This window comes from Pseudorhodobacter antarcticus (genome assembly GCF_900110135.1).
GTDB classification, from domain to species: domain Bacteria; phylum Pseudomonadota; class Alphaproteobacteria; order Rhodobacterales; family Rhodobacteraceae; genus Pseudorhodobacter; species Pseudorhodobacter antarcticus.
The window spans coordinates 124,449-147,954 of the sequence record NZ_FOCO01000003.1 but is presented as its reverse complement, the minus strand read 5'-3'; the positions used below and the strand labels follow the sequence as shown (position 1 = coordinate 147,954).

At 60.3% G+C, this 23,506-nt stretch carries 22 protein-coding genes and 3 tRNA genes; 19 read left to right on the top strand and 6 right to left on the bottom strand.

Going from position 1 to position 23,506, the window contains the following annotated elements:
- Positions 1 to 62: 62 nt before the first annotated feature.
- The gene (locus BMY36_RS02510; RefSeq protein WP_050520175.1) at positions 63 to 1,247 is read right to left on the bottom strand and encodes an ABC transporter substrate-binding protein; all 1,185 of its coding nucleotides are present in this window, start codon (positions 1,245 to 1,247) and stop codon (positions 63 to 65) included.
- 76 nt (positions 1,248 to 1,323) lie between these two features.
- Between BMY36_RS02510 and BMY36_RS02505 the strand changes: the two genes are divergently transcribed.
- Entirely contained in the window at positions 1,324 to 2,430 is a 1,107-nt protein-coding gene (locus BMY36_RS02505; RefSeq protein ID WP_050520176.1) for a PQQ-dependent sugar dehydrogenase, read from the top strand.
- A gap of 9 nt (positions 2,431 to 2,439) precedes the next feature.
- Here the strand turns inward: BMY36_RS02505 and BMY36_RS02500 are convergent, their stop codons facing one another.
- Positions 2,440 to 3,453 (bottom strand): GlxA family transcriptional regulator, encoded by a 1,014-nt coding sequence (locus BMY36_RS02500; RefSeq protein ID WP_050520177.1) that lies wholly within the window; start codon positions 3,451 to 3,453, stop codon positions 2,440 to 2,442.
- A 139-nt stretch (positions 3,454 to 3,592) separates the two neighbouring features.
- Between BMY36_RS02500 and BMY36_RS02495 the strand changes: the two genes are divergently transcribed.
- On the top strand, positions 3,593 to 4,963 hold the full coding sequence (locus BMY36_RS02495) for a class II 3-deoxy-7-phosphoheptulonate synthase (protein ID WP_050520178.1): 1,371 nt from the start codon (positions 3,593 to 3,595) through the stop codon (positions 4,961 to 4,963).
- A gap of 108 nt (positions 4,964 to 5,071) precedes the next feature.
- Here BMY36_RS02495 and BMY36_RS02490 read toward each other — a convergent pair whose 3' ends face one another.
- Complete coding sequence (locus BMY36_RS02490; protein ID WP_050520179.1) at positions 5,072 to 5,728, bottom strand: PAS domain-containing protein; 657 nt, start codon at positions 5,726 to 5,728, stop codon at positions 5,072 to 5,074.
- Between the two features lie 238 nt (positions 5,729 to 5,966).
- Between BMY36_RS02490 and BMY36_RS02485 the strand changes: the two genes are divergently transcribed.
- The 9 genes from BMY36_RS02485 (at position 5,967) to BMY36_RS02445 (ending at position 14,623) form a co-directional block, all read left to right on the top strand.
- Positions 5,967 to 6,857: a YicC/YloC family endoribonuclease gene (locus BMY36_RS02485; protein WP_050520180.1), complete on the top strand. Its 891-nt coding sequence runs from the start codon at positions 5,967 to 5,969 to the stop codon at positions 6,855 to 6,857.
- Positions 6,858 to 6,859: 2 nt separating this feature from the next.
- Positions 6,860 to 7,516 (top strand): guanylate kinase, encoded by a 657-nt coding sequence (gmk, locus tag BMY36_RS02480; RefSeq protein WP_139193910.1) that lies wholly within the window; start codon positions 6,860 to 6,862, stop codon positions 7,514 to 7,516.
- A complete protein-coding gene (locus tag BMY36_RS02475) occupies positions 7,513 to 8,040 on the top strand; it encodes a gamma carbonic anhydrase family protein (protein ID WP_050520182.1) in 528 nt (175 codons plus the stop codon). The genes gmk and BMY36_RS02475 overlap by 4 nt, the downstream gene beginning before the upstream one ends.
- A 1-nt stretch (position 8,041) precedes the next feature.
- Positions 8,042 to 9,070, top strand: coding sequence for an N-acetylneuraminate synthase family protein (locus tag BMY36_RS02470; RefSeq protein ID WP_050520183.1), 1,029 nt, complete (start codon positions 8,042 to 8,044; stop codon positions 9,068 to 9,070).
- Between the two features lie 81 nt (positions 9,071 to 9,151).
- Entirely contained in the window at positions 9,152 to 10,138 is a 987-nt protein-coding gene (locus BMY36_RS02465) for a rhamnan synthesis F family protein (protein WP_050520184.1), read from the top strand.
- A gap of 100 nt (positions 10,139 to 10,238) precedes the next feature.
- Positions 10,239 to 10,997, top strand: coding sequence for an FkbM family methyltransferase (locus BMY36_RS02460; protein ID WP_050520185.1), 759 nt, complete (start codon positions 10,239 to 10,241; stop codon positions 10,995 to 10,997).
- Entirely contained in the window at positions 10,994 to 12,115 is a 1,122-nt protein-coding gene (gene neuC, locus BMY36_RS02455) for a UDP-N-acetylglucosamine 2-epimerase (protein WP_050520186.1), read from the top strand. Before BMY36_RS02460 ends, neuC begins: the two co-directional genes overlap by 4 nt.
- Positions 12,108 to 13,349, top strand: coding sequence for a 3-deoxy-D-manno-octulosonic acid transferase (locus tag BMY36_RS02450; RefSeq protein ID WP_050520187.1), 1,242 nt, complete (start codon positions 12,108 to 12,110; stop codon positions 13,347 to 13,349). Before neuC ends, BMY36_RS02450 begins: the two co-directional genes overlap by 8 nt.
- Positions 13,346 to 14,623, top strand: coding sequence for a 3-deoxy-D-manno-octulosonic acid transferase (locus BMY36_RS02445; RefSeq protein WP_050520188.1), 1,278 nt, complete (start codon positions 13,346 to 13,348; stop codon positions 14,621 to 14,623). The genes BMY36_RS02450 and BMY36_RS02445 overlap by 4 nt, the downstream gene beginning before the upstream one ends.
- Here the strand turns inward: BMY36_RS02445 and BMY36_RS02440 are convergent.
- The gene (locus tag BMY36_RS02440) at positions 14,607 to 15,320 is read right to left on the bottom strand and encodes an acylneuraminate cytidylyltransferase family protein (protein WP_050520293.1); all 714 of its coding nucleotides are present in this window, start codon (positions 15,318 to 15,320) and stop codon (positions 14,607 to 14,609) included. The genes BMY36_RS02445 and BMY36_RS02440 overlap by 17 nt on opposite strands.
- A gap of 145 nt (positions 15,321 to 15,465) precedes the next feature.
- On the opposite strand from BMY36_RS02440, the gene BMY36_RS02435 reads away from it, so the two are divergent.
- From BMY36_RS02435 to BMY36_RS02420, 4 genes are all read left to right on the top strand, one after another.
- Positions 15,466 to 15,541: transfer RNA gene (locus BMY36_RS02435), tRNA-Val, on the top strand.
- Between the two features lie 104 nt (positions 15,542 to 15,645).
- On the top strand, positions 15,646 to 16,578 hold the full coding sequence (locus BMY36_RS02430; protein ID WP_050520189.1) for a pirin family protein: 933 nt from the start codon (positions 15,646 to 15,648) through the stop codon (positions 16,576 to 16,578).
- An 80-nt stretch (positions 16,579 to 16,658) separates the two neighbouring features.
- Positions 16,659 to 16,735: transfer RNA gene (locus tag BMY36_RS02425), tRNA-Asp, on the top strand.
- Between the two features lie 33 nt (positions 16,736 to 16,768).
- Positions 16,769 to 16,845: transfer RNA gene (locus BMY36_RS02420), tRNA-Asp, on the top strand.
- Positions 16,846 to 16,860: 15 nt separating this feature from the next.
- Here the strand turns inward: BMY36_RS02420 and BMY36_RS02415 are convergent.
- Both BMY36_RS02415 and BMY36_RS02410 read right to left on the bottom strand, forming a co-directional pair.
- Positions 16,861 to 17,304 (bottom strand): GNAT family N-acetyltransferase, encoded by a 444-nt coding sequence (locus tag BMY36_RS02415; protein WP_050520190.1) that lies wholly within the window; start codon positions 17,302 to 17,304, stop codon positions 16,861 to 16,863.
- 84 nt (positions 17,305 to 17,388) lie between these two features.
- Positions 17,389 to 18,768, bottom strand: a complete 1,380-nt coding sequence (locus tag BMY36_RS02410) for a M20/M25/M40 family metallo-hydrolase (RefSeq protein ID WP_050520191.1) — start codon at positions 18,766 to 18,768, stop codon at positions 17,389 to 17,391.
- A 123-nt stretch (positions 18,769 to 18,891) separates the two neighbouring features.
- On the opposite strand from BMY36_RS02410, the gene BMY36_RS02405 reads away from it, so the two are divergent.
- The 4 genes from BMY36_RS02405 to ispG all read left to right on the top strand — a co-directional run bounded on the left by BMY36_RS02405 (position 18,892) and on the right by ispG (position 23,388).
- A complete protein-coding gene (locus BMY36_RS02405) occupies positions 18,892 to 19,476 on the top strand; it encodes a hypothetical protein (protein ID WP_050520294.1) in 585 nt (194 codons plus the stop codon).
- A gap of 130 nt (positions 19,477 to 19,606) precedes the next feature.
- A complete protein-coding gene (gene hemA, locus BMY36_RS02400) occupies positions 19,607 to 20,830 on the top strand; it encodes a 5-aminolevulinate synthase (protein ID WP_050520192.1) in 1,224 nt (407 codons plus the stop codon).
- A gap of 116 nt (positions 20,831 to 20,946) precedes the next feature.
- On the top strand, positions 20,947 to 22,152 hold the full coding sequence (locus tag BMY36_RS02395; protein ID WP_050520193.1) for a helix-turn-helix domain-containing protein: 1,206 nt from the start codon (positions 20,947 to 20,949) through the stop codon (positions 22,150 to 22,152).
- Between the two features lie 96 nt (positions 22,153 to 22,248).
- A complete protein-coding gene (ispG, locus tag BMY36_RS02390) occupies positions 22,249 to 23,388 on the top strand; it encodes a flavodoxin-dependent (E)-4-hydroxy-3-methylbut-2-enyl-diphosphate synthase (protein ID WP_050520194.1) in 1,140 nt (379 codons plus the stop codon).
- Positions 23,389 to 23,506 lie beyond the last annotated feature (118 nt).

The window sequence follows — 23,506 nt, the reverse complement described above, 5'->3', positions numbered from 1 at the left end:
CATTGAAACGGCCCGAAGGGGGTGAACCCTCCGGGCCGTTGGTCGTGTGATTTAGGTCAAGATCAACGGAAACCGTCGGTCGCCACAGCCCCATCGATGATGGTGTATTCGCGGAAGCTGCCGCCGGATTCGCCGTTGCCGATCATTTCAACAGCCGTTGCGCCGACATAGTCGATGTCGGTGCCTGCTGCGATCAGTTCCAGCGCCTTGGCCAGTTCACCCGGGAAAATCTGTTCGCCCGGTGCGTTTGCCACGTCCATGACTTTGGCGGTCCAATCCTTGGAATTGGTGGATTTAGCCGCTTCCATTGCCAACAACATCAGCGCTGCCGCGTCATAGCTTTCGCCGGTGTAGCTGGATGTTGGGTCAAGCCCTGCTGCGGTTGCCAATGCGGCAAACTTGGCAGCGCCATCGCTGTCGGTGCCCGGCACGGTGCCGTAGGTGCCGTTCAGGCCAGCGCCGATTGCCTCGATCAAGCTGGCACCGAACATACCATCGGGCAGATAGAAGGTGCTGAATGCGCCAGTATCAAGGGCTGCTTGGATAACACCTTTGCCGCCTTGGTCAACGTAGCCTGCAACAACCAACACTTCGCCGCCAGCCGATGCCAAAGTGGCGACTTCGGCGGAATAATCGGCCTTGCCGTCTTCATGCGCGGTGTTTGCGGTGATGGTGCCGCCTTTGGCGGTGAAAGCGGCTGCGATGCTGTCAGACAGCCCTTTGCCGTAGTCGTTGTTGGTGTAGGAAATCGCGATGGATTTCACGCCACGTTCGGTCAAGATATCTGCGATCACGTCGCCTTGGCGCGCGTCGGATGGGGCCGTGCGGAAAAACAGCCCGTCATCTTCGGCGGTCGACAGGCCCGGGGATGTCGCGGAAGGCGAGATCATGCCCATGCCGTTTGGACGGGCGACGTTTTGCAAGATGGAGCCAGTAACGCCGGAACAATCTGCGCCCATGATGGCGTTGACGCCTTCGGCGGTGATCAAGCGTTCGGCGGCTGCGGCGGCTGCGGTTGCGTCAACGCAAGTGCTGTCGGCGCGCACAGCGGTGACAGTGCCGCCGCCCATGAATTTGCCCGAATCGCTGACCTCTTTGATCGCCAGCTCTGCGGAGCCTGCCATGCCGGGGGTGATGGATTCGAGTGGGCCTGTGAAGCCCAGAATGATACCGATTTTGGCATCTTCGGCGAAAGCGCCGCCTGCCATAAGTGCGGTTGCTGCGGTGGCCAAGAGTAGTTTTTTCATTGTTCGCTCCCTAGATAGACTTATGTCCAGAGGCGCATAATAATCGCCTTGTTATGAAAAGAAAAGGAGGGAAACCATGCGGAATGTGGCCAAGGTTTACGAAAAAATGCGGGGATTTGCGGCGGGTCTGCTGGCGGTTGTGTTGCTGTCGCAGGTGACGTTAGGGCAAGCGCAGGCGCAAACGATCACGCCGATCATCACCGGGCTGGAGGAGCCTTGGGCGATTGAGCCCGTGCCGGGCGGCGGGGTGTTGATGACCGAACGCGCGGGGCGGTTGTTGTTTCTGCCCGCCTTGGGGGCGGCGGCAGTGGCGGTGTCTGGGGTGCCAAAGGTGGCGGATGACGGGCAGGGCGGGTTGCTGGATGTGATGGTGCCGCGTGATTTTGCGACATCGCGCCGGGTGTGGCTGTCGTTTGCGGCCCCGGTGGGGCGCGGGGCCGGCACATCGGCAGGGTTTGGCACCTTGTCCAGCGATGGGACCCGGTTGGTGGATTTCCGTGCGGTGGTGGAACCCGTGGCGCAGCGCGGCGGGCGGCATTTCGGGTCACGGTTGGTGGAGGCGCGCGATGGGTCGGTGTTTTTGACCACAGGCGACCGGGGCGACGGTGATTTGGCGCAAGTGCTGGATGGGCCGGAAGGCAAGGTCTTGCGATTCTCGGCCGATGGGGCGCCGTTGACGGAACCTGCGTTTGAGGGGCGGGGCGCCTTTGCGGGGCTGTACAGTTATGGCCACCGCAATATTCAAGGGGCGGCGCTGGATTTGGCCGGGCGGTTGGTGACCGTGGAACACGGCGCGCGCGGCGGGGATGAGGTGAACATGCCAGAGGCGGGGCGCAATTACGGGTGGCCCGTGATCAGTTATGGGCGCGAATATTCGGGCCTGCGGATTGGTGAAGGCACGGCGAAACCGGGGATGGAACAGCCGTTGCATTACTGGGACCCGTCCATCGCGCCATCGGGGTTGATGGTCTATTCCGGGGCGCTGTGGCCGCAGTGGAAGGGGCATATTTTCACGGGCAGTTTGAACAGCGATTATATTTCGCGCCTGAACCCGGCGGGGTTTGCGGAGGCGCGGATTGAAACGGAGGAAACTGCCCGTGTGCGCGATATTGTGGAAGGGCCGGATGGGTCGATCTGGTTTTTATCGGCTTATGAAGGGGCCGCGTTTCGCATTACCCCTTGATTTTGGGCCTTAGATAGACAAACGCAGCGGCACCCCGCCTTGGGTGCCGCGTTCGCGGTAAGGTGTGGTGGAATAATGCGCACGGTAGCATTTGGAGAAATGCGATGGCGAGGCGAACCCGCAAGCGAGCGCCACGTTGATCACCGACATATCCGTTTGCATCAACAGGTTGCGCGCTTTGGACAGCCGCAATTCCATGTAATAGCGTTTGGGCGAGCGGTTGAGGTAGCGGCGGAACAAGCGTTCCAACTGGCGGGTGGACATGCCCACATCCTCGGCCAGATCGGCGGGGCTGATGGGTTCTTCAATCGCTTGTTCCATCATCTGGATAACTTGGGACAGTTTGGGGTGGCGCACGCCGATGCGGGTGGGGATGGACAGGCGCTGCGTGTCCTGATCGGTGCGAATGGTGGAATAGATCAATTGGTCCGCGACCGTGTTGGCGACATCATCACCATGATCGGCAGAGATGATTTTCAGCATCATATCCAAGGACGCGGTGCCGCCCGCCGTGGACATGCGGTTGCCATCAATCACGAAAATTGACCGGGTCAGTTTGACCTGCTCAAACTCCTCTAGGAACCCATCTTGGTTTTCCCAGTGGATGGTGGCTTTTTTACCGTCTAGCAGCCCGGCCTTGGCCAGCGCATAAGCCCCGGTGCAAAGACCGCCAATGGCGACACCGCGCCGCGCCTCACGCCGCAGCCAGTTCAGGATGCCCTTGGTCGTGGCTTTTTGCACGTCGATGCCGCCGCACACCAGCACCGTATCGTCGCGGTCAATTTCCGACAGCCCGATGTCGAGGGTGAAAGCGGCCCCGTTGGAACATTGCACCATTCCGTCCCCTTCGCCCGCCAGCACCCATGCGTAGACCGGCGCGCCGATCACGCGGTTGGCGATGCGCAGCGGTTCAATCGCGCTGGCAAAGGACAGCATCGTAAATTTGTCCAAAAGCAGGAACACAAAGCGTTTGGGCGCTGTATCTTTGCTGACAGAGGTGGCTTTTTTTGGCGGAAGCGACATTTTTTACCCGATGACAGACCTGGCGCACACCGAAACAGGAAATTGCGCGCGCGGCAAGGGGCGCTGGTGCCTTTCGCCTTTGCATTTCGCGCGCCTTTGCCTATACCCCCAGCCAATAAGACAACTTTCGGAGTGACCGATGACCCAAAGCTGGACAAAAGCCGATTGGCGCAACAAGCCACGGGTGCAGATGCCCGATTATCTGGACCCGGAGGCGTTGGGGGCCGTGGAGGCGCAGCTGTCGAAATACCCGCCCTTGGTTTTCGCGGGCGAGGCGCGGCGGCTGAAGGCAGCATTGGGGGCCGCATCCGAAGGCAAAGCGTTTTTGCTGCAAGGCGGCGATTGCGCGGAAAGTTTTGCGGAATTTTCGGCCGATAACATTCGCGACACGTTGCGCGTGATGCTGCAAATGGCGGTGGTTTTGACCTATGGTGCCAAGGTGCCTGTGATCAAGGTGGGGCGCATGGCAGGGCAGTTTGCCAAGCCACGGTCCGCGCCGACCGAGATTATCAATGGCGAAGAATTTGCCAGCTATCGCGGCGATATTATTAACGGGTTTGAGGCAACGCAGGCCAGTCGCATCCCCGATCCTGCGCGGATGCTGCAAGCCTATACCCAAGCGGCGGCAAGTTTGAACCTGCTGCGCGCGTTTTCCACGGGCGGTTTTGCCGATATTCACCGCGTTCATTCCTGGACGCTGGGATTTGCCGAGCATGACAAGGCAGAGCGGTATCGCGAAATTTCTAACCGGATTTCGGACGCGCTGGACTTTATGGCGGCGGCGGGGGTGGACAGTTCCACTGCGCACCAACTGTCGAAGGTGGATTTTTACACCAGCCATGAGGCGTTGTTGCTGGAATATGAAGAGGCGCTGTGCCGGATTGACAGCATTTCGGGCCAGCCTGTTGCCGGGTCCGGCCATATGATTTGGATTGGCGACCGCACCCGCCAGCCAGACGGCGCGCATGTGGAATTTGCGCGCGGCGTGTTGAACCCTGTTGGGTTGAAATGCGGGCCGACGACAACTGCCGATGATTTGAAAGTGTTGATGGCCAAGCTGAACCCCGAAAATGAGGCGGGGCGTTTGACGCTGATCGCGCGGTTTGGGGCGGGCAAAGTGGGTGAAAACTTGCCGCGCTTGATTAAAGCGGTGCAAGAAGAAGGGGCCAAAGTGCTTTGGACTTGCGACCCGATGCATGGCAACACGATTAAAGCGGCATCGGGGTATAAAACCCGGCCGTTCGAATCGGTGCTGCGCGAAGTGCGCGAGTTTTTTGGCATCCATCAGGCCGAAGGCACCATTCCGGGCGGCGTGCATTTTGAAATGACCGGTAAGGATGTGACGGAATGTACCGGGGGGTTGCGCGCGGTATCGGATGAAAACCTTGCAGACCGTTATCACACTGCTTGCGATCCGCGCTTGAACGCCAGCCAGTCGCTGGAACTGGCGTTTTTGGTGGCGGAGGAGTTGTCGCGGGTGCGCAATGCCGATCGCCGCGTCGCGATGTAAGCGCGCGACTTGATAGGCGCGATGTAAGCGCGCGGTTTGAAAGTCGCGATGTTGGCGCGTTTGTCGTTTTTAAAAGGGCTCCCGGTTGGGGGCCCTTTTTGTTGGGGATTATTCGACCAAGCGCAGATAGGGCGCTGCGGTTTTGGCCTTTGGCGCATCAAACTGGGCGGCGGCCTGCGCAAAGCCTTGGCGCGTTTCGGCCTGATGCACGGTGGGGGTAAAGCCGGGGATGCGGGCGATGGGGGTGGTGGGGCGGTCCAGCCGGGTCAGGGTGGTGCCTGTCACATCAAAACGGCGCGGGCTGCGGCCCACATTGCCCGACAGCGCCATGCAGCCAAGGCCCATGGTCAAGCGACCCAGATCATCAAACAAGGGCATGACCAGCAAGCGGGCGGTCAGCATGGGCCGCCCGATGCCGCGTTCGGCCACCATATCCATTGTCAAAATCGCCGGGGATTGGAACAGGGTTTCCAAGCTGGTGGACAGGCCGGGGCGGGCGGCGGGGCTGAACAGGCTGGAAAACGGCAGGCCCCGCACCTCCATCCCCATAAAATCGGCTAGGTCCATGCCTGCGATGCGAAACCGGGCGATGCCGGGAGCGACCCGTTCGATCAAAAAGGTGGCGGACAGGGCGGATTCGATGCCGCGCGGGTCGATTTGTGCGCGCTGGGGCAAGCCGCCTTCGGGGCGCAACCCTTCCCAATAGGCGCGCAGTTGGGCCACGGGGCTGGTGGAACAGGTTGCGTTGGCAAAGGTCTGTGTCATGGCGTCCTTACCTGCGCGCGATGCGGCACGGCCCTTATGTTGATACGTCCTTCCTGCTCTGCTATCGGATCTGATGTTTGCCTTTGGTGTGTGGCGCGGTCAGGGTTAACGATATGGCAAGATGTGTTACTCGAGTCTTAATCTACACGAAACCAAACGCATTTGGTGCGTAAACTGTATAAATGGTAAACAACGCGGCGCGCGCGCGGATTGACAGAATTAAGGAAGGTTTTGGCCGATGACCCATTCGATGACCGGATTTGCAACGCGGCGCGGGCAGTTGGGCGTGCATTCTTGGGTTTGGGATGTGCGGTCGGTGAATGGCAAAGGGTTGGATTTGCGGCTGCGGGTGCCAGACTGGGTGCCGGGGTTGGAGGCGGGTGTGCGCGCGGCTGTCACGGCGGCAATAAGCCGGGGCAACGTGAGTGTGGCCTGCAAGATCACGCGCGCGGCGGGGGATGCGGGGCTGGTGGTGAACAAGGCGGCGTTGCGCGCGGCATTGGTGATGCTGGCCGAGGTGGAGGCCGAAGCGATGGCCACGGGGGTGACCTTGGCGCAGGCAAGCCAAGCGGATGTGCTGGCGCTGCGCGGTGTGGTGGAAATGAGCGTGGCAGAGGATGATGTGGGGCCGCTGCTGGCGGCGTTGCTGGCGGATGTGCCTGCGCTGATGGCCGATCTGGATGCAGTGCGCGCGGCCGAAGGGGCGGCGTTGCAAGCGGTGTTGCTGGGACAAGTGGCACAGATTGCCGCGTTGACCGATGTGGCGGCGGATGAAGCGTTGGCGCGGCGAGAGGGTGCGGCGGTCACGTTAAGAGATAATGTGAGAAGATTGCTGGAAGCCACTGACAAGATTGACGAAAGCCGGATTGAACAGGAATTGGCATTGCTGGTGGTGAAGGCCGATGTGACCGAGGAGTTGGACCGACTGCGGGCCCATATCGCGGCAGCGCGGGCGGTGTTAGCGCTTGATGCGCCGGTTGGGCGTAAGCTGGACTTTTTGATGCAAGAGTTTATGCGCGAGGCGAATACGCTGTGCGCCAAGGCGCAGTCGGTGGCGTTGACGCGGGTTGGGCTTGACCTGAAAATCGTGATAGACCAAATGCGCGAACAAGTTCAAAACGTGGAATGATGATGGACACACCTTTGCAAAACACCACGCGGCGGGGGTTGTTGTTGATCTTGTCGTCGCCATCCGGCGCGGGCAAATCGACGCTGGCGCGGTTGTTGATGGGCTGGGACCCGAGCATCCGGTTTTCCGTATCCGCCACGACGCGCGCGCCGCGTGTGGGCGAGGCGGACGGGCGGGAATATTATTTCCGTAGCCATGACCAGTTCACAGGCATGATTGCGGGCGGCGAAATGCTGGAACATGCAGAGGTGTTTGGCAATTTCTACGGCTCCCCCAAGGGTCCGGTAGAGGATGCGATGCGCGAGGGGCGCGACACGTTGTTTGATATTGATTGGCAAGGCGGCCAGCAGATTCGCAATTCGGTTTTGGGGCGGGACGTGGTGTCGATTTTCGTTTTGCCACCGTCGATTGCGGAATTGGAAGCCCGGCTGCGGGGACGCGCGCAAGACAGCGACGATGTGATCGCAGGACGCATGGCGAAAAGCCAATCCGAGATAAGCCATTGGGCGGAATATGATTATGTGCTGGTGAACCGCGAGTTAGACCAGACCTTTGCCCGCCTGCGCAGTATTTTGGAAGGTGAGCGGTTGCGCCGTGACCGCCAGCCGCAACTGTCAGGCTTTGTGCGCGGTTTGAATGAGGAGTTTGAGGCCAGATGATCTATGCTTTGGACGGGATTTTGCCGCATATGGACGCCGATAGTTGGGTGGCCCCCGATGCCAACCTGATTGGCCGTGTGGTTTTGGAGGCGGGGGCGAGCGTTTGGTTTGGGGCCACCTTGCGCGGTGATAATGAGGAAATCCGGGTGGGCGCGGGCAGCAATGTTCAGGAAAACTGCGTGTTGCACACCGATATGGGGTTCCCGCTGGTGATTGGCGAAAACTGCACGATTGGGCACCGCGCGATGCTGCATGGCTGCGTGATTGGCGAAGGCAGCTTGATTGGCATGGGGGCGACCGTGCTGAACGGCGCGCGCATTGGCCGAGGCTGTTTGATCGGTGCGGGCGCGTTGATTGCGGAAGGCAAGGACATTCCCGATGGCAGTTTGGTGATGGGCGCGCCGGGGCGGGTGGTGCGGGTTTTGGATGCGGCGGCGCAGGCGGGGCTTTTGGCATCGGCGGCAAGTTACCGCGCGAATATGCGGCGGTTTCGGGATGGGCTGCGGCCAGTTGAAGGGAATTGAGATGAAAATTGGTAACCGCGAGATTGGCCCCGGCCACCCGCCTTTGGTGATTGCGGAAATCGGCATCAACCACGGCGGCAGCTTGGATGTGGCGCGCGAGATGGTGCGGCTGGCAGCGTTATCGGGCTGCGAGTGTATCAAGCACCAGACGCATATCATTGAAGATGAGATGACGGAGGAGGCGAAACAGATTTTTCCGCCCAATGCCGATGTTTCGATCTGGCATGTGATGGAGGCCTGTGCGCTGTCCTTGGACGATGAGCGCAGCCTGAAAGAGTATACCGAGAGTTTGGGGATGATTTACCTGTCCACCCCGTTTTCGCGCGCGGCGGCGGATTTTTTGGAAACGTTGGACGTGTGCGCCTATAAAATCGGGTCTGGCGAGGCGGATAACTTGCCGCTGATCCGGCATATTGCGCGCAAGGGCAAGCCTGTGATCCTGTCCACGGGGATGCAGACGATTGAGAGTGTGCGGGCGTCGGTGGCGATACTCGATGCGGAGGGGGTGGAGTATGCGCTGCTGGAATGTACCAACCTGTATCCCAGCCCGCCGGAGATTGTGTCCTTGCAAGGGGTGAGCGATTTGAAAGCGGCATTTCCGCGCGCGGTTGTGGGGTTTTCAGACCATTCGATCGGGCCGGAAATGGCGCTGGCAAGCGTCGCGTTGGGGGCGAGTATTTTGGAGCGGCATTATACCGACAGCCGGTATCGCAAAGGGCCGGATATCATCAATTCGATGGACCCGTCCGAATTGCGGCATCTAATTGATCGGAGCCGTGAGATTTGGATTGCCGCCAATAACCCCAAACGGCGCACCGAGGCCGAAGAACCCGTATACCGGTTCGCGCGTGCATCGGTGGTGGCGGACCGCGATTTGGCGGCTGGCCATGTGATTGCCGAGGCTGATATTTGGGCGCGCAGGCCGGGTTCGGGCGAGATTGCAGGGTATGAGTTTGACGCTGTGGTGGGCAAGCGCCTGACCCGAAGCGTGACCCGCAACACCCAGTTGAAGTGGAGCGATTTGGCGTGATGCCGTGGTGGAAGGTCCGCCGCGAACTGGCCCGGTTTGGCCAGCAACTGCGCGCGATACCCGAAGCGCTGTGGGAGTCATTTGCGCAAGGGCGCTGCGACCGCCGGGTTTGCGGTGCAAGATGGGGCCGTGGGTTTGGGGCCAAAGCTGGCCTTGGTTTTGGTGTACCAGCCCGATGGACTTGCGTTAAGCGTGCAGGCGATGTGCGCGCATTTGGTCGCGCGTGGATATGCGCCGTTTTTGGTGTCAAACGCGCCCCTGTCGTCGGTGGACCGCGCGCTGTTATCGCCTGTGTGCTGGCGGATCATGGTGCGGCCCAATTTTGGCTATGACTTTGGCGGTTACCGCGATGGGATTTTGCAGCTGATGGCGTGGGATATTGCGCCCGATCGTCTATTGGTGATGAACGACAGCATTTGGTTTCCCGTGGTCCCGCAGGAGGGGATGCTGGCGCAGTTGGAGGCATCAAGCGCCGACCTGACGGGCACGATTTTGCGTGACCGGGGTGCGGAGCGGTTCTTGGAAAGCTATTGCTATATGATTCCGGCGGCGACGTTTGCGCATCCGGCGTTCGTGGCGTTTTGGCGCGCATTGCGGCTGACATCGAACAAATACAAGGTAATACGGCGCGGTGAGCGTGGTTTTTCAAAAGCCATGCGTGCGGCGGGAATGCAGATTGCGGGACTTTATACCAAAAGCGATTTTTTGGCGCGGATGGCTGCGCAGCCGGATGGGTTTTTGGAAACCACTTTGCGGTGCAGCGCGCCCTTAACGCCAAGGTTAGAGGCGGCGCGGCTGGCGGTTTTGGCAGCCCGCGATAAGGTCGATTGGCGTGACCGGGCGATGGGGCATATCCAAGATACACTGGCGCGAGAGCAAATCTATACGGCCTATCCTTTTGCGATGACACAGTTTTACGCCTATCCGATTTTGAAGAAAAGCAAGGACCGCGCGGCGGTGGCGTGGCGGCGTGGGTTTGGCCGGGCGGTGGACACTGGCGATATGTCGCCCCTCCCAGCACCCTTTATGGGGGAGGTGCGTTGTAAGACCGCCGCAGACCCTTTATGACGGGTGCCAAGGCGGTTCCAATTTGCGGGTGGCACATTTGCTGTACCGCTGGACTTGCACCAGGTGGGTTAGACGCGGCCGACACAAAGAAAGTTGCACAATGACATTGCCCCCGCTGTGGAAAATTGGCCGTGAAATTGGGCGGGCCGTGGCCAAGGTCAAAGTGACGGTCTGGCGACCGTCCGGGTTGAAAACCAGCATCGCCTATCGTGGATTAAGCGTGCTGATGAACCGCGCGGGCATGAATGATAAAGTGCTGATGGCGATTTCGCGCGGGATTTATGAAGAACCGGAAATTCTGGGGCTGCGACACGCGATAAAACCGAGCGACCGTGTTTTGGAGGTTGGCTCGGGGCTTGGGATTATCACAGCACTTGCGGCGCAAACGGCCACTGCAGCGGGACGCGTTTTATCGTTTGCGGCGAACCCGGAGATAATCCCGGACACCGCAATTTTTTTGGCAGCGCATGGCATTGCAAATGTGGCATTGCACCATGCCGTTTTGGTGCCGCATGCCGCGCCGGGTGAAACCCGTGCTTTTTATCTGGCGACATCTGTTGCCTCCAGCTCGCTTTTGGGGGCGGGGGAGGCGATTGCGGTGCCGACGCGCGGGATTTCTGACGGGATGGCAGAGTTTAAGCCAGACGTTCTGATTTGCGATATTGAAGGCGGCGAGGCGGAGTTGATCCCGGCGTTGGATGCCAGCGGCCTGCGCGCGGCGGTGATTGAATTGCACCCAGACCGGCTGGCGGATGATCAGATTGCGGCGGTCTATGCGGCACTGGCGGGGCACGGGTTGTGTCCATCGGCAAACGCACTTGGTGGGACTGTTGTGATGTTTGAAAGGCAGGGCGCATGACCCGCAGTTTGCTTTTTGTCACCGGAACCCGCGCGGATTTTGGCAAGCTGGAACCGCTGGCGCGTGCGGCGTTGGGGGCGGGGTTTGACGTGTCGTTTTTCGTGACCGGCATGCATATGATGGCGCGGTACGGCCTGACCAAGCTGGAGGTGCAGCGCATGGCGGGCGTGCGGGTGCATGAGTTTTTGAACCAGCGCCCGGGCGACCCGCAAGACATGGTGTTGGCGAAAACCGTCATGGGGTTTTCGGACTTCATCACGGAAATGAAGCCCGATTTGATTATCACGCATGGCGACCGGGTGGAGGCGCTGGCCTGCACTTTGGTTGCGGCCACCAACTATATTCGCTGCGGCCATGTAGAGGGGGGCGAGGTTTCCGGCACGATTGATGAGATTTTCAGGCATTGCAACACCAAGCTGGCGAGCGCGCATTTTGTCAGCTCTGACGCGGCGGCGCGCAGGGTTATGGCGCTGGGGGAACCTGCATCTGCGGTGTATGTGATCGGATCACCCGAGTTGGATTTTCACTCTGCCCCGAGTGGGGTGAGCATTGCTGAGGTGCGCGCGCGCTACGGTATTGCGTTTGAGGATTACGGGATTTGCGTGTTCCATCCCGTAACATCGGAGCAGGCCACGATGGGCGCGCAGGCCCGCGATTTATTTGGCGCGCTGGAGGCGTCGGGGCGCAATTTTGTGATTATTGCCCCAAACAATGATCCGGGGTCTGAGGATATTTTCAGCGTTATCAACGCGCTGCCAAAAGAACGGTTTCGCTTGATTCCGTCGATGCGGTTTGCGCATTTTTCGGAATTGATGAAAAACGCGGCCTGCATGGTGGGCAATTCAAGCGCGGGGGTGCGTGAGGCGCCGTTTTTGGGGGTGGCATCGCTGGACATTGGCACGCGGCAGCACAACCGGGCCGATGCGGTGTCGATTTCGGTTGCCGATGCGGGGGACGGGGCGGCGATTGCGCGGTTTTTGGACGGCGAATGGGGCAAACCCTATGCCCGTGATGAGGGGTTTGGGTCGGGTGCGGCGGCCGCGCGGTTTGCGGATGTGCTGAACGATCCGGCGTTTTGGGCGCGCGGGTTGCAAAAGGCGTTTCACGATCATGGCTGAAGCGCGCGCGCCGGGGGTGGTTTTGCAACTGTACCGCGCGGCGGCGCGGGTGTTGGGGCGGGTGGCCCCTTGGCATTTGCAACGCCGTCTTGCGCGCGGGCGCGAGGATGGGGTGCGCTGGCGCGAAAAGCTGGGGCAGGCGGGGCAGGCGCGCCCTGCGGGGCCGTTGGTGTGGCTGCACGGGGTCGGTTTGGGCGAGGTGATGGCCCTGCGCGGGATGATTGAGGCGATGGGCCGCGCCGACCCTGCGGCGCATTTTCTGATCACATCGTCGGCGCGGTCATCGGCGGAAGTGCTGGCGCGCAACTTGCCCGCGCGCACGCAGCACCAATATTTGCCGCTGGATGCGCCGCGGTTTGTGGCGCGGTTTTTGGACCATTGGCGCCCCGATTTGTCGGTGTGGTCGGACCAAGAGATTTGGCCCGTGGCGGTGTATGAGGCGAACAGGCGGCGGATTCCACTGGCCTATTTGAATGCGCGGATTTCGGGTGCGTCATTGGGAAAACGCAAGATTATCAGGCCGTTATACGCCGATCTTTTGACGCGGTTTCAACTGATTTTGGCGCAGGATACGCGCAGTGCGGCCAATCTTTCGGCGCTGGGGGCGGTGGGCGTGGGCGTTATGGCGTCGATGAAAGCGGCAGCGCCGCCTTTAAGCGCGGACCCGGATGCATGGGCCGCAGTGCAAGCACAGTTTGCGAGGCGGATGGTGTGGGTGGCCGCATCGACCCACCCGCAGGATGAGGCGGTGGCGTTGGCGGCGCAAGCGGCGCTTTTTGCCGCCGATCCGCGTTGGTTGCTGGTGCTGGCCCCGCGCGATCCGGCGCGTGATTTGGCCTTGGCCGTACCTGCGGCGCATCGGCGTGCGGGCGATGTGCTAGCGGGGCAGCCCGTCTATGTCGCGGATAGTTTTGGCGAATTGGGACTGTGGTATCGCTGCGCGCGCGCCGCCTTGATTGGCGGCAGTTTCAGCGCGGTTGAAGGGCATAACCCGTGGGAGGCGGCATGTTTGGGATGTGCGGTGTTGCACGGGCCAAAAGTGGCAAATTTTACCCATGATTATGCGCAGTTGCAGGCAGGCCAAGCGGCACGGCAAGTGTTGGATGCAAGTCAATTGGTGGCGGCATTGACCGACCCCGATTTGGCGCAGATGGGGTTGCGCGGCCAATCGCTGGTGCGGCGCGCGGCCCCGTTGGACGCGCTGGCGGCGCAAGTGTTGGGGCTGCGGCGGTGACGGGATTTCCGGGTTGGCGGTTGCGGATTGCGCTGTGGGCCTATGCAGTTTTGTGGGGTGTGGGGTTGCCGTTTGTGCTGCTGTATTTGTGGCGGCGCGGTCGCAAGGATGCCGATTACCGGGGCCATATTGCGGAACGATTTGGGATTTATGGCGCGCCGATGCCGGGGGCCGTGTGGGTGCATGCGGTGTCATTGGGGGAGTTTCGGTCGGCAGTGCCCTTGATTGATGCGCTGCTGGCGCGCGGCGAACGAGTGGTTGTGACCCATTTCACCCCGGCGGGGCGGCGCTCATCCTTGCACGTTTATGCAGCGCAAATTGCGGCGGGGCGGGTGCGGGTGGTCTGGGTGCCGTTTGATATGGGCCTTTGGTTTGTGGGATTTTTCCGCAGTTTTCGCCCCCAATACGGGTTGGTGATGGAGGTGGAGATTTGGCCGGGCATGATTATGGCGGCCCGCGCGCGCGGTGTGCCCTTGTTCATGTGCAACGCGCAATATCCCAGCAAATCCTATGCCCGCGATGGGCAAACGGGGCTGCGCGCGCAGGTGATGCGGGGGTTTGCCGGGGCTTTGGTCAAATCCGAGATGCAGGCGCAGCGGTTTGGCACTGTCGGCGTGCAAAATATTGAAATTACAGGGGAATTGCGGTTTGACCAGCCCATTCCTGCGCATTTGGTGGCGGCGGGTGTGCGCGTGGCGCCCTTGCGCGATGTGGTCGTCATCGCCTCTGCGATTGAGGGAGAAGATGCGGGATATATCGCGGCCATAAAGGCGGTGCAGGCCGCGCGCGACACGTTGTTTGTCTATGTTCCGCGCCGCCCGGAACGGTTTGATGCGGTGGCGGCGGACCTGTCGGCGGCGGGGCTGCGGGTGGCGCGGCGCAGTGCGGTTTTGGGGCCGGATTTAGCGGGTGATTTGCCCGATGACATCGACGTTTTCTTTGGCGACAGTCTGGGCGAGATGTATTTCTACCTCGCCATGGCCACCCGCGTGGTGGTGGGCGGCGGGTTTAACCCCAAAGGCGCGCATAATATTATTGAGCCGTTGGCGTTAAAAAAACCCGTTTTGGTGGGGCCGGAAACCTTTACCATCGAGTATCCGTTTGAAGAGGCACGCGCGGCGGGTGTGGCGCAATCTGTGCCAGATGCCGCGGCCCTCGCCGCAGCACTGATCGCCCGCAATGACCCGACCCCCGCCCAGATTGAGGCGTTTTTTGCCGCCCATGCCGGGGCGACCCAGCGCACCTTGGCGGGGATTTCTACGCTGCTGGCTTAAGCCCTGCGTCAATTTGCTGTTGCAGCAAAAATTCGACAATGCGCCAATCAAATGGGCTGTCGATGTCGTGGCAGCGTTCAGCCGATAAAACGTAAGGGATGACGCGGCCATCATAAAGCCCTTCGGCGCGGCGCAGATAATCGGGGGCGACGACATAAACCACGCCGACATGTTCGTACACCACGGGAGCCTGTTGGCGGGCCAACACGCGGCCGGGCAGGGGTTTGGACACTTGCAGCGCGCCCGTGGCATCGGGTTCCACAAGGTTGAAATAAGGGTTTTTGCGCGCATCGCAGCACGACATCACCATATCGGGGCGCGCGGTTGCGAACAAATCAAGCGCCGCCGTGATGTCACTGGGCAAGCGCAACGGCGATGTGCAATCAAGGTCCAGAAAGGCGGTCGCGGGGCCTGTGATCGCCTCTGTCACCTCCAGCGCATGTTGCCAGACGTGGAATTTGCCCGCCGTGTCGGTGGCCAAATGGGCGGGGCGCAGGCCAATATCTAAAGCACCGCGCGCCACCGCATGGGCATACATCGCCTCATCATCGGTGGACACCACGACCGCATCCACGCGCGGTTCTGCGAACAACTGGTCCAGCGACCAATCCATCAGGGGTTTGCCACAAATGGGGCGAAAATTCTTGCCCGGCACCCCTTTGGACCCTTTGCGCACGCCGATATGGCCAATGATCATGTCGTTCCCCTTTGTCATCTGGCGCAAAGTTGCATGGGATTGCGGGGATTTGCAATTGGCCAAGGGGGCGCGTAGATGGCGGCTGCGAAAAATCACACGCCCCCCCTTGCGTGGCGCAAACCCTTGGGCTATCCAGCGCGCAGATGGGTGATTAGCTCAGTTGGTAGAGCGCTTCGTTTACACCGAAGATGTCGGCGGTTCGAGCCCGTCATTACCCACCATCCCCCTCTCTTTGCATATTCGCACAGCGCCCGTGCAGGGGTTGCGGTTTTATGAACACCCCTGCTGCGTTAGGGTGTCACCAACCCGCAATAGGAGGCATAAGATGAGTTGGAACCCCGCCCTTGACCCCGATATCCCGGTTGGCGATGCGGTTGATGCGATTGAAACCGTGATCATCCCGCGTGCGCGCGATTTGGGCGGGTTCGAGGTGCGCCGCGCCTTGCCGTCCAACAAGCGCCAAATGGTGGGGCCGTTCATCTTTTTTGATCAATTCGGCCCGGTGGAGTTTTTGACCGGCAAAGGTGTGGATGTGCGCCCGCATCCGCATATTGGTCTTGGGACGGTGACGTATCTGATGCAGGGCCGCATCCACCACCGCGACAGTCTGGGCACCGATCAATGGATTGAACCGGGTGCTGTGAACTGGATGTTGGCGGGCAATGGCATCACCCATTCCGAACGGATGGATGGGCCGGGCGCACCGGGGCCGTTGTTTGGGCTGCAAACCTGGTTGGCCCTGCCAGACGCGCAGGAGGAGGCGTCGGCAGATTTCGTTCATTCCCCCAAAGCCGATTTGCCGGTTTTGGAAGGCGAGGGCAAAGAGGTGCGGCTGATCCTTGGTGACGCATGGGGCGCGCGCGCGCCCATCCCGATGCTGTCGGAGGTGTTTTACGCCGATGTGATATTGCAAGCAGGGGCCGCGATTCCCTTGCCCGATAACCATGAGGATCGCGGCGCCTATGTGCTGCAAGGCGGCGTGGAACAGGCAGGCCAAACTTACACTACAGGTCAAATGCTGGTGTTTCGCCCCGGTGACAGCGTATCGTTAAAGGCAGGCGATCAAGGCGCGCGTTTGATGCTGCTGGGGGGGGCCACAATGAACGGGCCGCGCCATCTGTGGTGGAACTTTGTCGCCTCCAGCCGGGACAAGATTGATGCCGCCAAAGAGGCGTGGCGCGCAGGCGATTGGGCGCATGGCCGCTTTCGGTTGCCCCCCGGTGATGACGCCGAATTTATTCCCGCGCCTGATCGGTGAAAAAACCGTTTTGGCCGCTTGACGCCGTTCCCCCCGCGCCGTAATACCCCCTGACGTTCGGGCGGGCCCGGATGGCATACGCGGTTGTAGCTCAGTTGGTTAGAGTACCGGCCTGTCACGCCGGGGGTCGCGGGTTCGAGCCCCGTCAACCGCGCCAGCCATCCGCCCGCCCGAACGTGATTGAAAATGCGCGGTTGTAGCTCAGTTGGTTAGAGTACCGGCCTGTCACGCCGGGGGTCGCGGGTTCGAGCCCCGTCAACCGCGCCATTTTCACCCAATACCTTAAATCTTGATACGGTACCTCACATGCCCATCGTCGGGGGGGTAGCTGTCGTATAATTTGCGCGCCCGCGCGTTGCCGGTGTCGGTGTGCCAATACAGCCGCGAATACCCGGTGCTGCGACAATGCGTTATCAAATCGTCGATCAAGGCGCGGCCAATCCCAAAACCGCGCGCGGCGTCAGTCACAAACAAATCCTCTAGGTAGCAGTCAAAACTCGACGCCCAAGTTGATAAATGTGAATGATGCAGCGCAAACCCAACTGCTTCCCCATCCAACACCGCCAAGCGGCCGCGCAGTTCGGTGCTGCCATCCACAATGCGGCCCCAAGTTTGGTTCGTCACCGCAGGCGGCAAAGTCACGCCATAAAACGCCAAATACTGCCCCCACAGCCCGCGCCACGCCGCCTCGTCGCCGCCAGAAATATCTCTAATCTCAACATTCATCGCGCCCTCATTCGTCTTGGTAAAAATACCTCACGGGGGTCCGGGGGTGTGAAACCCCCGGCGGTCGTCCAAAAACCAAACGCCTCAAACCGCAAGCCGTTCCAATATCCGCGCCCAAGACCGAATACCTTTGTGAAAACTTTGCACATCGTATTTTTCATTCGGCGAATGAATTTGGTCGTCATCCTTACCAAATCCAATCAGCATGGCGTCCATATCCAGATAGGTCTTGAAATATCCGGCAATCGGGATGGAGCCGCCGCAGCCAACATAGGCCGCCGCAATCCCCCATTCTTCGGTCAATGCCGCGCGGGCGGGCTCAAACGCTTTGTTCGCGACAGACATTTGGCCAGCGGGGCTGTTGCCATGGCCTTTGAAATCAACGCGGCAATCGACGGGCAGTTGCGCCGTGACATAAGCGCGAAACGCCTCACGGATGGCAAAGGGGTCTTGGGTGCCCACAAGGCGAAAGCTGATTTTGGCATGGGCCATGGCGGGCAGCACGGTTTTGAAACCGTCGCCTGCATAACCGCCCCAAATCCCGTTTACCTCACAGGTGGGGCGCGACCAGATCATTTCCAGCGGTGTGCGGTCCGCCTCACCTGCGGGCACGGACAGGCCCACATCGCCAAGGAAGCGCGCGTGATCAAACGCCAATCCCTGCCACTGCGCGCGCATATCGTCCGACAGTTCGGGAACCTGGTCATAAAACCCCGGCACGGTGATGCGGCCCGTATCATCATGCAGGCCTGCAATGATGCGCGACAAAACGCGGATGGGGTTCATTGCCAACCCGCCATACATGCCGGAATGAAGGTCTTTGTTCGGGCCATGAATGGTGATTTCTTCGCCCAACAGCCCGCGCAGCATGGTGACGATGGCGGGGGTTTTGGACTCGAACAACCCGGTGTCACAAATCAGGGCGACATCGGCGCGCAATTCGTCGGCGTTGTCTTGCATAAAGGGGATCAGGGACGGCGAACCGCTTTCCTCCTCCCCCTCCAAGAAAATCGTCAGGCGGCAGGGCAGGCGGCCATGTTCTGCGCGGTAGGCGCGCAACGCCTCTAGGAAGGTCATCAACTGGCCTTTGTCGTCGGACGAACCGCGCCCGCGAATGACGCGGCCTGCGGGCGTTTCCTCGATCTGCGGATCGAACGGGTAGCGGTCCCACAAATTCAGCGGGTCAACGGGTTGCACGTCATAATGGCCATAAAACAGCAAATGTGGCCCCGGCAAATCCGTGCCGTAATGCGCCACCACCATCGGGTGGCCGGGGGTTTCGCGCTTGGAGGCATCAAAGCCAAGGGTTTTCAAATCCGCCACCAGCCAATCGGCGGCGCGGTCGCAATCGCCTTTGAACGCGGGGTCGGTGGAAATGGATGGGATGCGCAGCAGGTCCAACAAACGGTCCAGCGCATGGGGCAGGTCGGTGTCGATTCGGGCAAGGACGGCGTCTAGGGACATCAAAACTCTCCGGATTGTGATGGGTGCCAGCGTATCAGCCCCGCGCGCCCTGTCTAGGGTGGCTGGTGAAGGCAGGCGGAACGGGTTAAATTGGGGCAAATCGGGTCAAGTGTGGGTATCAAAATGCAGAACAAGGGTTTGATGGCGGCGCTGCTGCTGTGTGGGATGGCGACAGCGGCGGGTGCCGAGCCCATCAGCTATGAGGTGGCCAGCAAAAATCTGTTTTCCCCCAAAGGCGCATCGGTGGAAATGCTGCCCGTGCCGGGATTGTTGGCGGATAATGCGGCCTTGCTTGAATCTGTGGTCAAGGATTACGCCTATTACGCCGCCGTGGCCGTCGCCCCAGAGGAGGAGTTGCTGACATCGGAGGCGACCGTTTTGGTCGCCAACCATCACAGCGCCGAGGCGGCTGCGGCCGCAGCGCTGGCTGGCTGTAACGCCGCGCGCAAAGGCGGGGCGGAGTGTGTGCTGGCAGGGCTTGTGCGCCCCAAAAAATGGGCGGCGCGCGATTTCCAACTGTCGCTGGAGGGCACTTTGGTGCTGACCGGGGATTACAAAAAGCAAAAAGGCCCGCGCGCGATGGCGATTTCGGCGCAAACCGGCTTTTTTGGCCTTGGGTTTGGCGCGCAAGCACCAGAGGCGGCAGTGCAGGCCTGCGCCGATAAAGGTGCCACAGATTGCGCCGTGGCGGTCGTTGATCCGGGCTAAGGCGACAAAGGGGCGGCAAATTGCCCCCTGTCAGATATATCATTTGATGCATATCAAAGCTACAAAACCGATTCTGTTGTGAATTGGCCCAAACCCACCTATATCTGCGGTGGGACGCTTGGAGAGATTTATGAACTATGACGCTGCCCTTGATGTTGCCCTGAACCGTTTGCATGACGAAGGGCGCTATCGGACGTTCATTGATATTGAACGTCAAAAAGGCGCTTATCCTGCCGCCGTGTGGCGCAAGCCCGATGGCACGCAGCGTGACATCACGGTGTGGTGCGGCAATGATTATCTGGGCATGGGCCAGCATCCGGTAGTTTTGGCCGCGATGACCGAGGCGTTGGCGGCCACAGGTGCCGGGTCTGGCGGCACGCGCAACATTTCGGGCACCACCGTTTATCACAATCGGTTGGAGGCGGAGCTGGCGGATTTGCACGGCACGGAGGCGGCGCTGGTGTTCACATCAGCCTATAATGCCAATGACGCCACGCTGTCGACGCTGCCAAAGCTGTTTCCCGGTCTGATCATTTATTCCGATGCGTTGAACCACGCGTCGATGATCGAAGGTGTGCGGCGCAATGGCGGGGCCAAGCGGGTGTTTCGTCACAATGACGTGGCGCATTTGCGTGAACTGCTCGCCGCCGATGATCCTGCCGTGCCCAAGCTGATCGCGTTCGAATCCATCTATTCGATGGACGGTGATTTTGGCCCCATCGCTGCGATTTGCGATTTGGCCGATGAATTTGGCGCGCTGACCTATATTGATGAGGTGCATGCCGTTGGCATGTACGGCCCGCGCGGGGCAGGGGTGGCGGAACGGGACGGCGTGATGCATCGTTTGGACATCATCAACGGCACGCTGGCCAAGGCTTACGGCGTGGCGGGCGGGTATATCGCGGCATCGGCCAAGATGTGTGACGCGGTGCGGTCTTATGCGCCGGGGTTCATCTTTACATCGTCCATGCCGCCTGCGGTCGCGGCGGGGGCTGCGGCATCGGTGCGGTATTTGAAAACCGCGCAGCATTTGCGCGATGCCCAGCAGTTGCACGCGCGCATCCTGAAGGATCGTTTGAAATCCATCGGTCTGCCGCTGATTGATCATGGCAGCCACATCGTGCCCGTGCATGTTGGAAATCCGGTACATTGCAAGGCGTTGTCGGACCTTTTGCTGGACAGGTTCGGCATTTATGTGCAGCCGATCAACTTTCCAACCGTGCCGCGCGGCACCGAACGGCTGCGATTTACCCCGTCACCTGTTCACGATCCGTCGCAAATCGACATGTTGGTGCGGGCAATGGACACGCTTTGGCAGCAATGTGCGCTGAATCGTGCCGAGATGTCGGCCTAATCAATTCTGCGTATGCAAAGTTGGTTGTATTATGCTACCTTATCCACAATAGACGGGCTCTGAGTGGGGAAAAACCGACTCGGGTATTTTTTGGGGCAGCGAACGGGGCTTAATGTATGATCGGCCGGAGGACAGTACCTTCGACGCAGGAAAGCGACAAGCCCAAAGGGTTTGACGATTTCGATTTGCGCCTAGGCGACTTGATGCGCGGGGAACGCGCGACCTTGGGCAAGTCATTGCTGGATGTTCAACGCGAGTTGAAAGTGAAGGCCACCTACATCGCCGCCATTGAAAATTGTGATATTTCCGCGTTTGAAACCCAAGGGTTTGTCGCGGGGTATGTGCGGTCTTACGCGCGCTATCTGGGTATGGACCCAGATGTGGCCTATGCCAAGTTCTGCCGTGAAGCGAATTTTACGCTGGCGCATGGCATGTCCGCCGCCGCATCCCCGGCCCGTATTACCCAAGCGCGCAGCCGTGTGCAAGATTTTGGCGACCCGCTGGCCAACCCAAACGCCAGCTTTGTGCCGCGCACAGAAACCATGTTGTCGCGTGTGGAACCGGGGGCCGTCGGCTCACTTTTGGTGCTGCTGGGGCTGATTGGTGGTTTGGGCTATGGCGGCTGGTCGGTGTTGCAAGAGGTGCAGCGCGTGCAACTGGCCCCCGTCGATCAAGCGCCGCTGGTTGTGGCCGAAATTGATCCGTTGGGCAATGTGCAGGCTGTGGCCCCTCTGGTGCGGTCCGCGCCCGACGTGGCGGAAATCACCCCGGCAGCGCCCCTATCCATTGCGGCGAACACGCAAGCGCCTGTGGGGTCTGATCGCCTGTATCGCCCCCAAGCGTTGGATGTGCCTGTGCTGACCGCGCGCGATGGTCCCATTGCATCCATCAATCCGCAGCGGTTGCCGCAGATGCAAGTTGCCGTGGCTGATGCGGCTGTTGCAGCCGATAGCGCTGTGCAGGTTATGGCGGCTGACCCCAACACCGTTGAACTTTTGGCCGTGCGCCCCTCTTGGGTGCGGGTGTCGTCTGCGGATGGTACGGTGTTGTTTGAAAAGGTGCTGGACGCCTGCGAACGCTATTCGGTGCCCCTGATGGAGGATGCGCCAGTGCTGCGCGCCGGCAATTCAGGGTCGGTGTATTTCACCGTGAATGGCAAAACCTTTGGCCCTTCTGCGCCCGGCGCGCAGGTGGTCAAGGGTGTGGTGCTGACGGCGGACGCTGTGCAAACGGGGTTCCCTTCGGTTGAAACTGGGCAATCCGTGGCCGTGGCCGATGCGGATAACGCGCTGGTGCTTTGCCCGTCCAGCCCCTCGCTGTAACGCCGAATTTGCGGGATGCGACCAACGGGGCGGTTGCCCTTTTGGTGCATCCGTCCTAGCTATAGGGCAATCGTTTTCCTTTGGCGTGAGTGTGCTATGACCCATAATCCCATCCGTCCGTGGCGCAATATTGCGCGCCGCAAATCGCGCCAGATCATGGTGGGCAAAGTGGCCGTGGGCGGCGATGCGCCGATTTCGGTGCAAACCATGACCAACACGCTGACCACCGATATCAAAGCGACGATTGAACAAATCCAGCGCTGCGCGGTGGCGGGGGCCGATATTGTGCGCGTGTCTGCGCCCGACCGCGAAAGCGCGTTGGCCTTGCGCGAAATTTGCCGCGAAAGCCCGGTGCCCATCGTCGCGGATATCCATTTCCACTACAAACGCGCGATTGAAGCGGCGGAGGCGGGGGCGGCCTGTTTGCGCATCAACCCCGGCAATATCGGCAGCGCCGAACGGGTGCGTGAGGTGATAAAAGCAGCCAAGGATTACGGCTGTTCCATCCGCATTGGCGTCAATGCCGGGTCGCTGGAAAGCCACTTGCTGGAAAAATACGGCGAACCTTGCCCGGATGCGATGGTCGAATCCGGGTTGGACCATATCAAAATCCTGCAAGACAATGATTTTCACAACTTCAAGATCAGCGTCAAAGCGTCCGATGTGTTCATGGCCGCCGCCGCGTACCAGCAACTCGCCGATGCCACTGATGCCCCCATTCATCTGGGGATTACCGAGGCGGGGGGCCTGCAATCGGGCACCGTGAAATCTGCGATCGGCCTTGGCAACTTGCTTTGGTCCGGTATCGGTGACACCATCCGTGTGTCGCTGTCCGCCGACCCGGTGGAGGAGGTGAAGGTTGGTTTTGAAATCCTGAAATCGCTGGGCCTGCGCCACCGCGGCATCACCATCATTTCCTGCCCGTCTTGTGCGCGCCAAGGGTTTGACGTGATCAAAACCGTTTCCGAATTGGAAAACCGTTTGGCGCATATCACCACATCGCTCAGCCTGTCGATTATCGGCTGTGTGGTGAATGGCCCGGGTGAGGCGTTGATGACTGACATCGGCTTTACCGGCGGCGGTGCGGGGTCTGGCATGGTGTATTTGGCGGGCAAGCAAAGCCATAAGTTGGGCAATGACGCGATGATCGAGCATATTGTTGAACAGGTCGAACGCAAAGCCGCCGAACTTGAGGCCGCCGCAGCGGAGGCTGAGGCAGCAGCGAACACCGCGTAAGCATACGCCACCAATTCATCTTGGTAAAAATACCTAACTGTGGCGGCGGTTTGTGTGCCCTTAGGTCAAAAACCAACCAACGCGGGGGGACCGTAAAGCCCCCCGGCGCTGGCCGCCA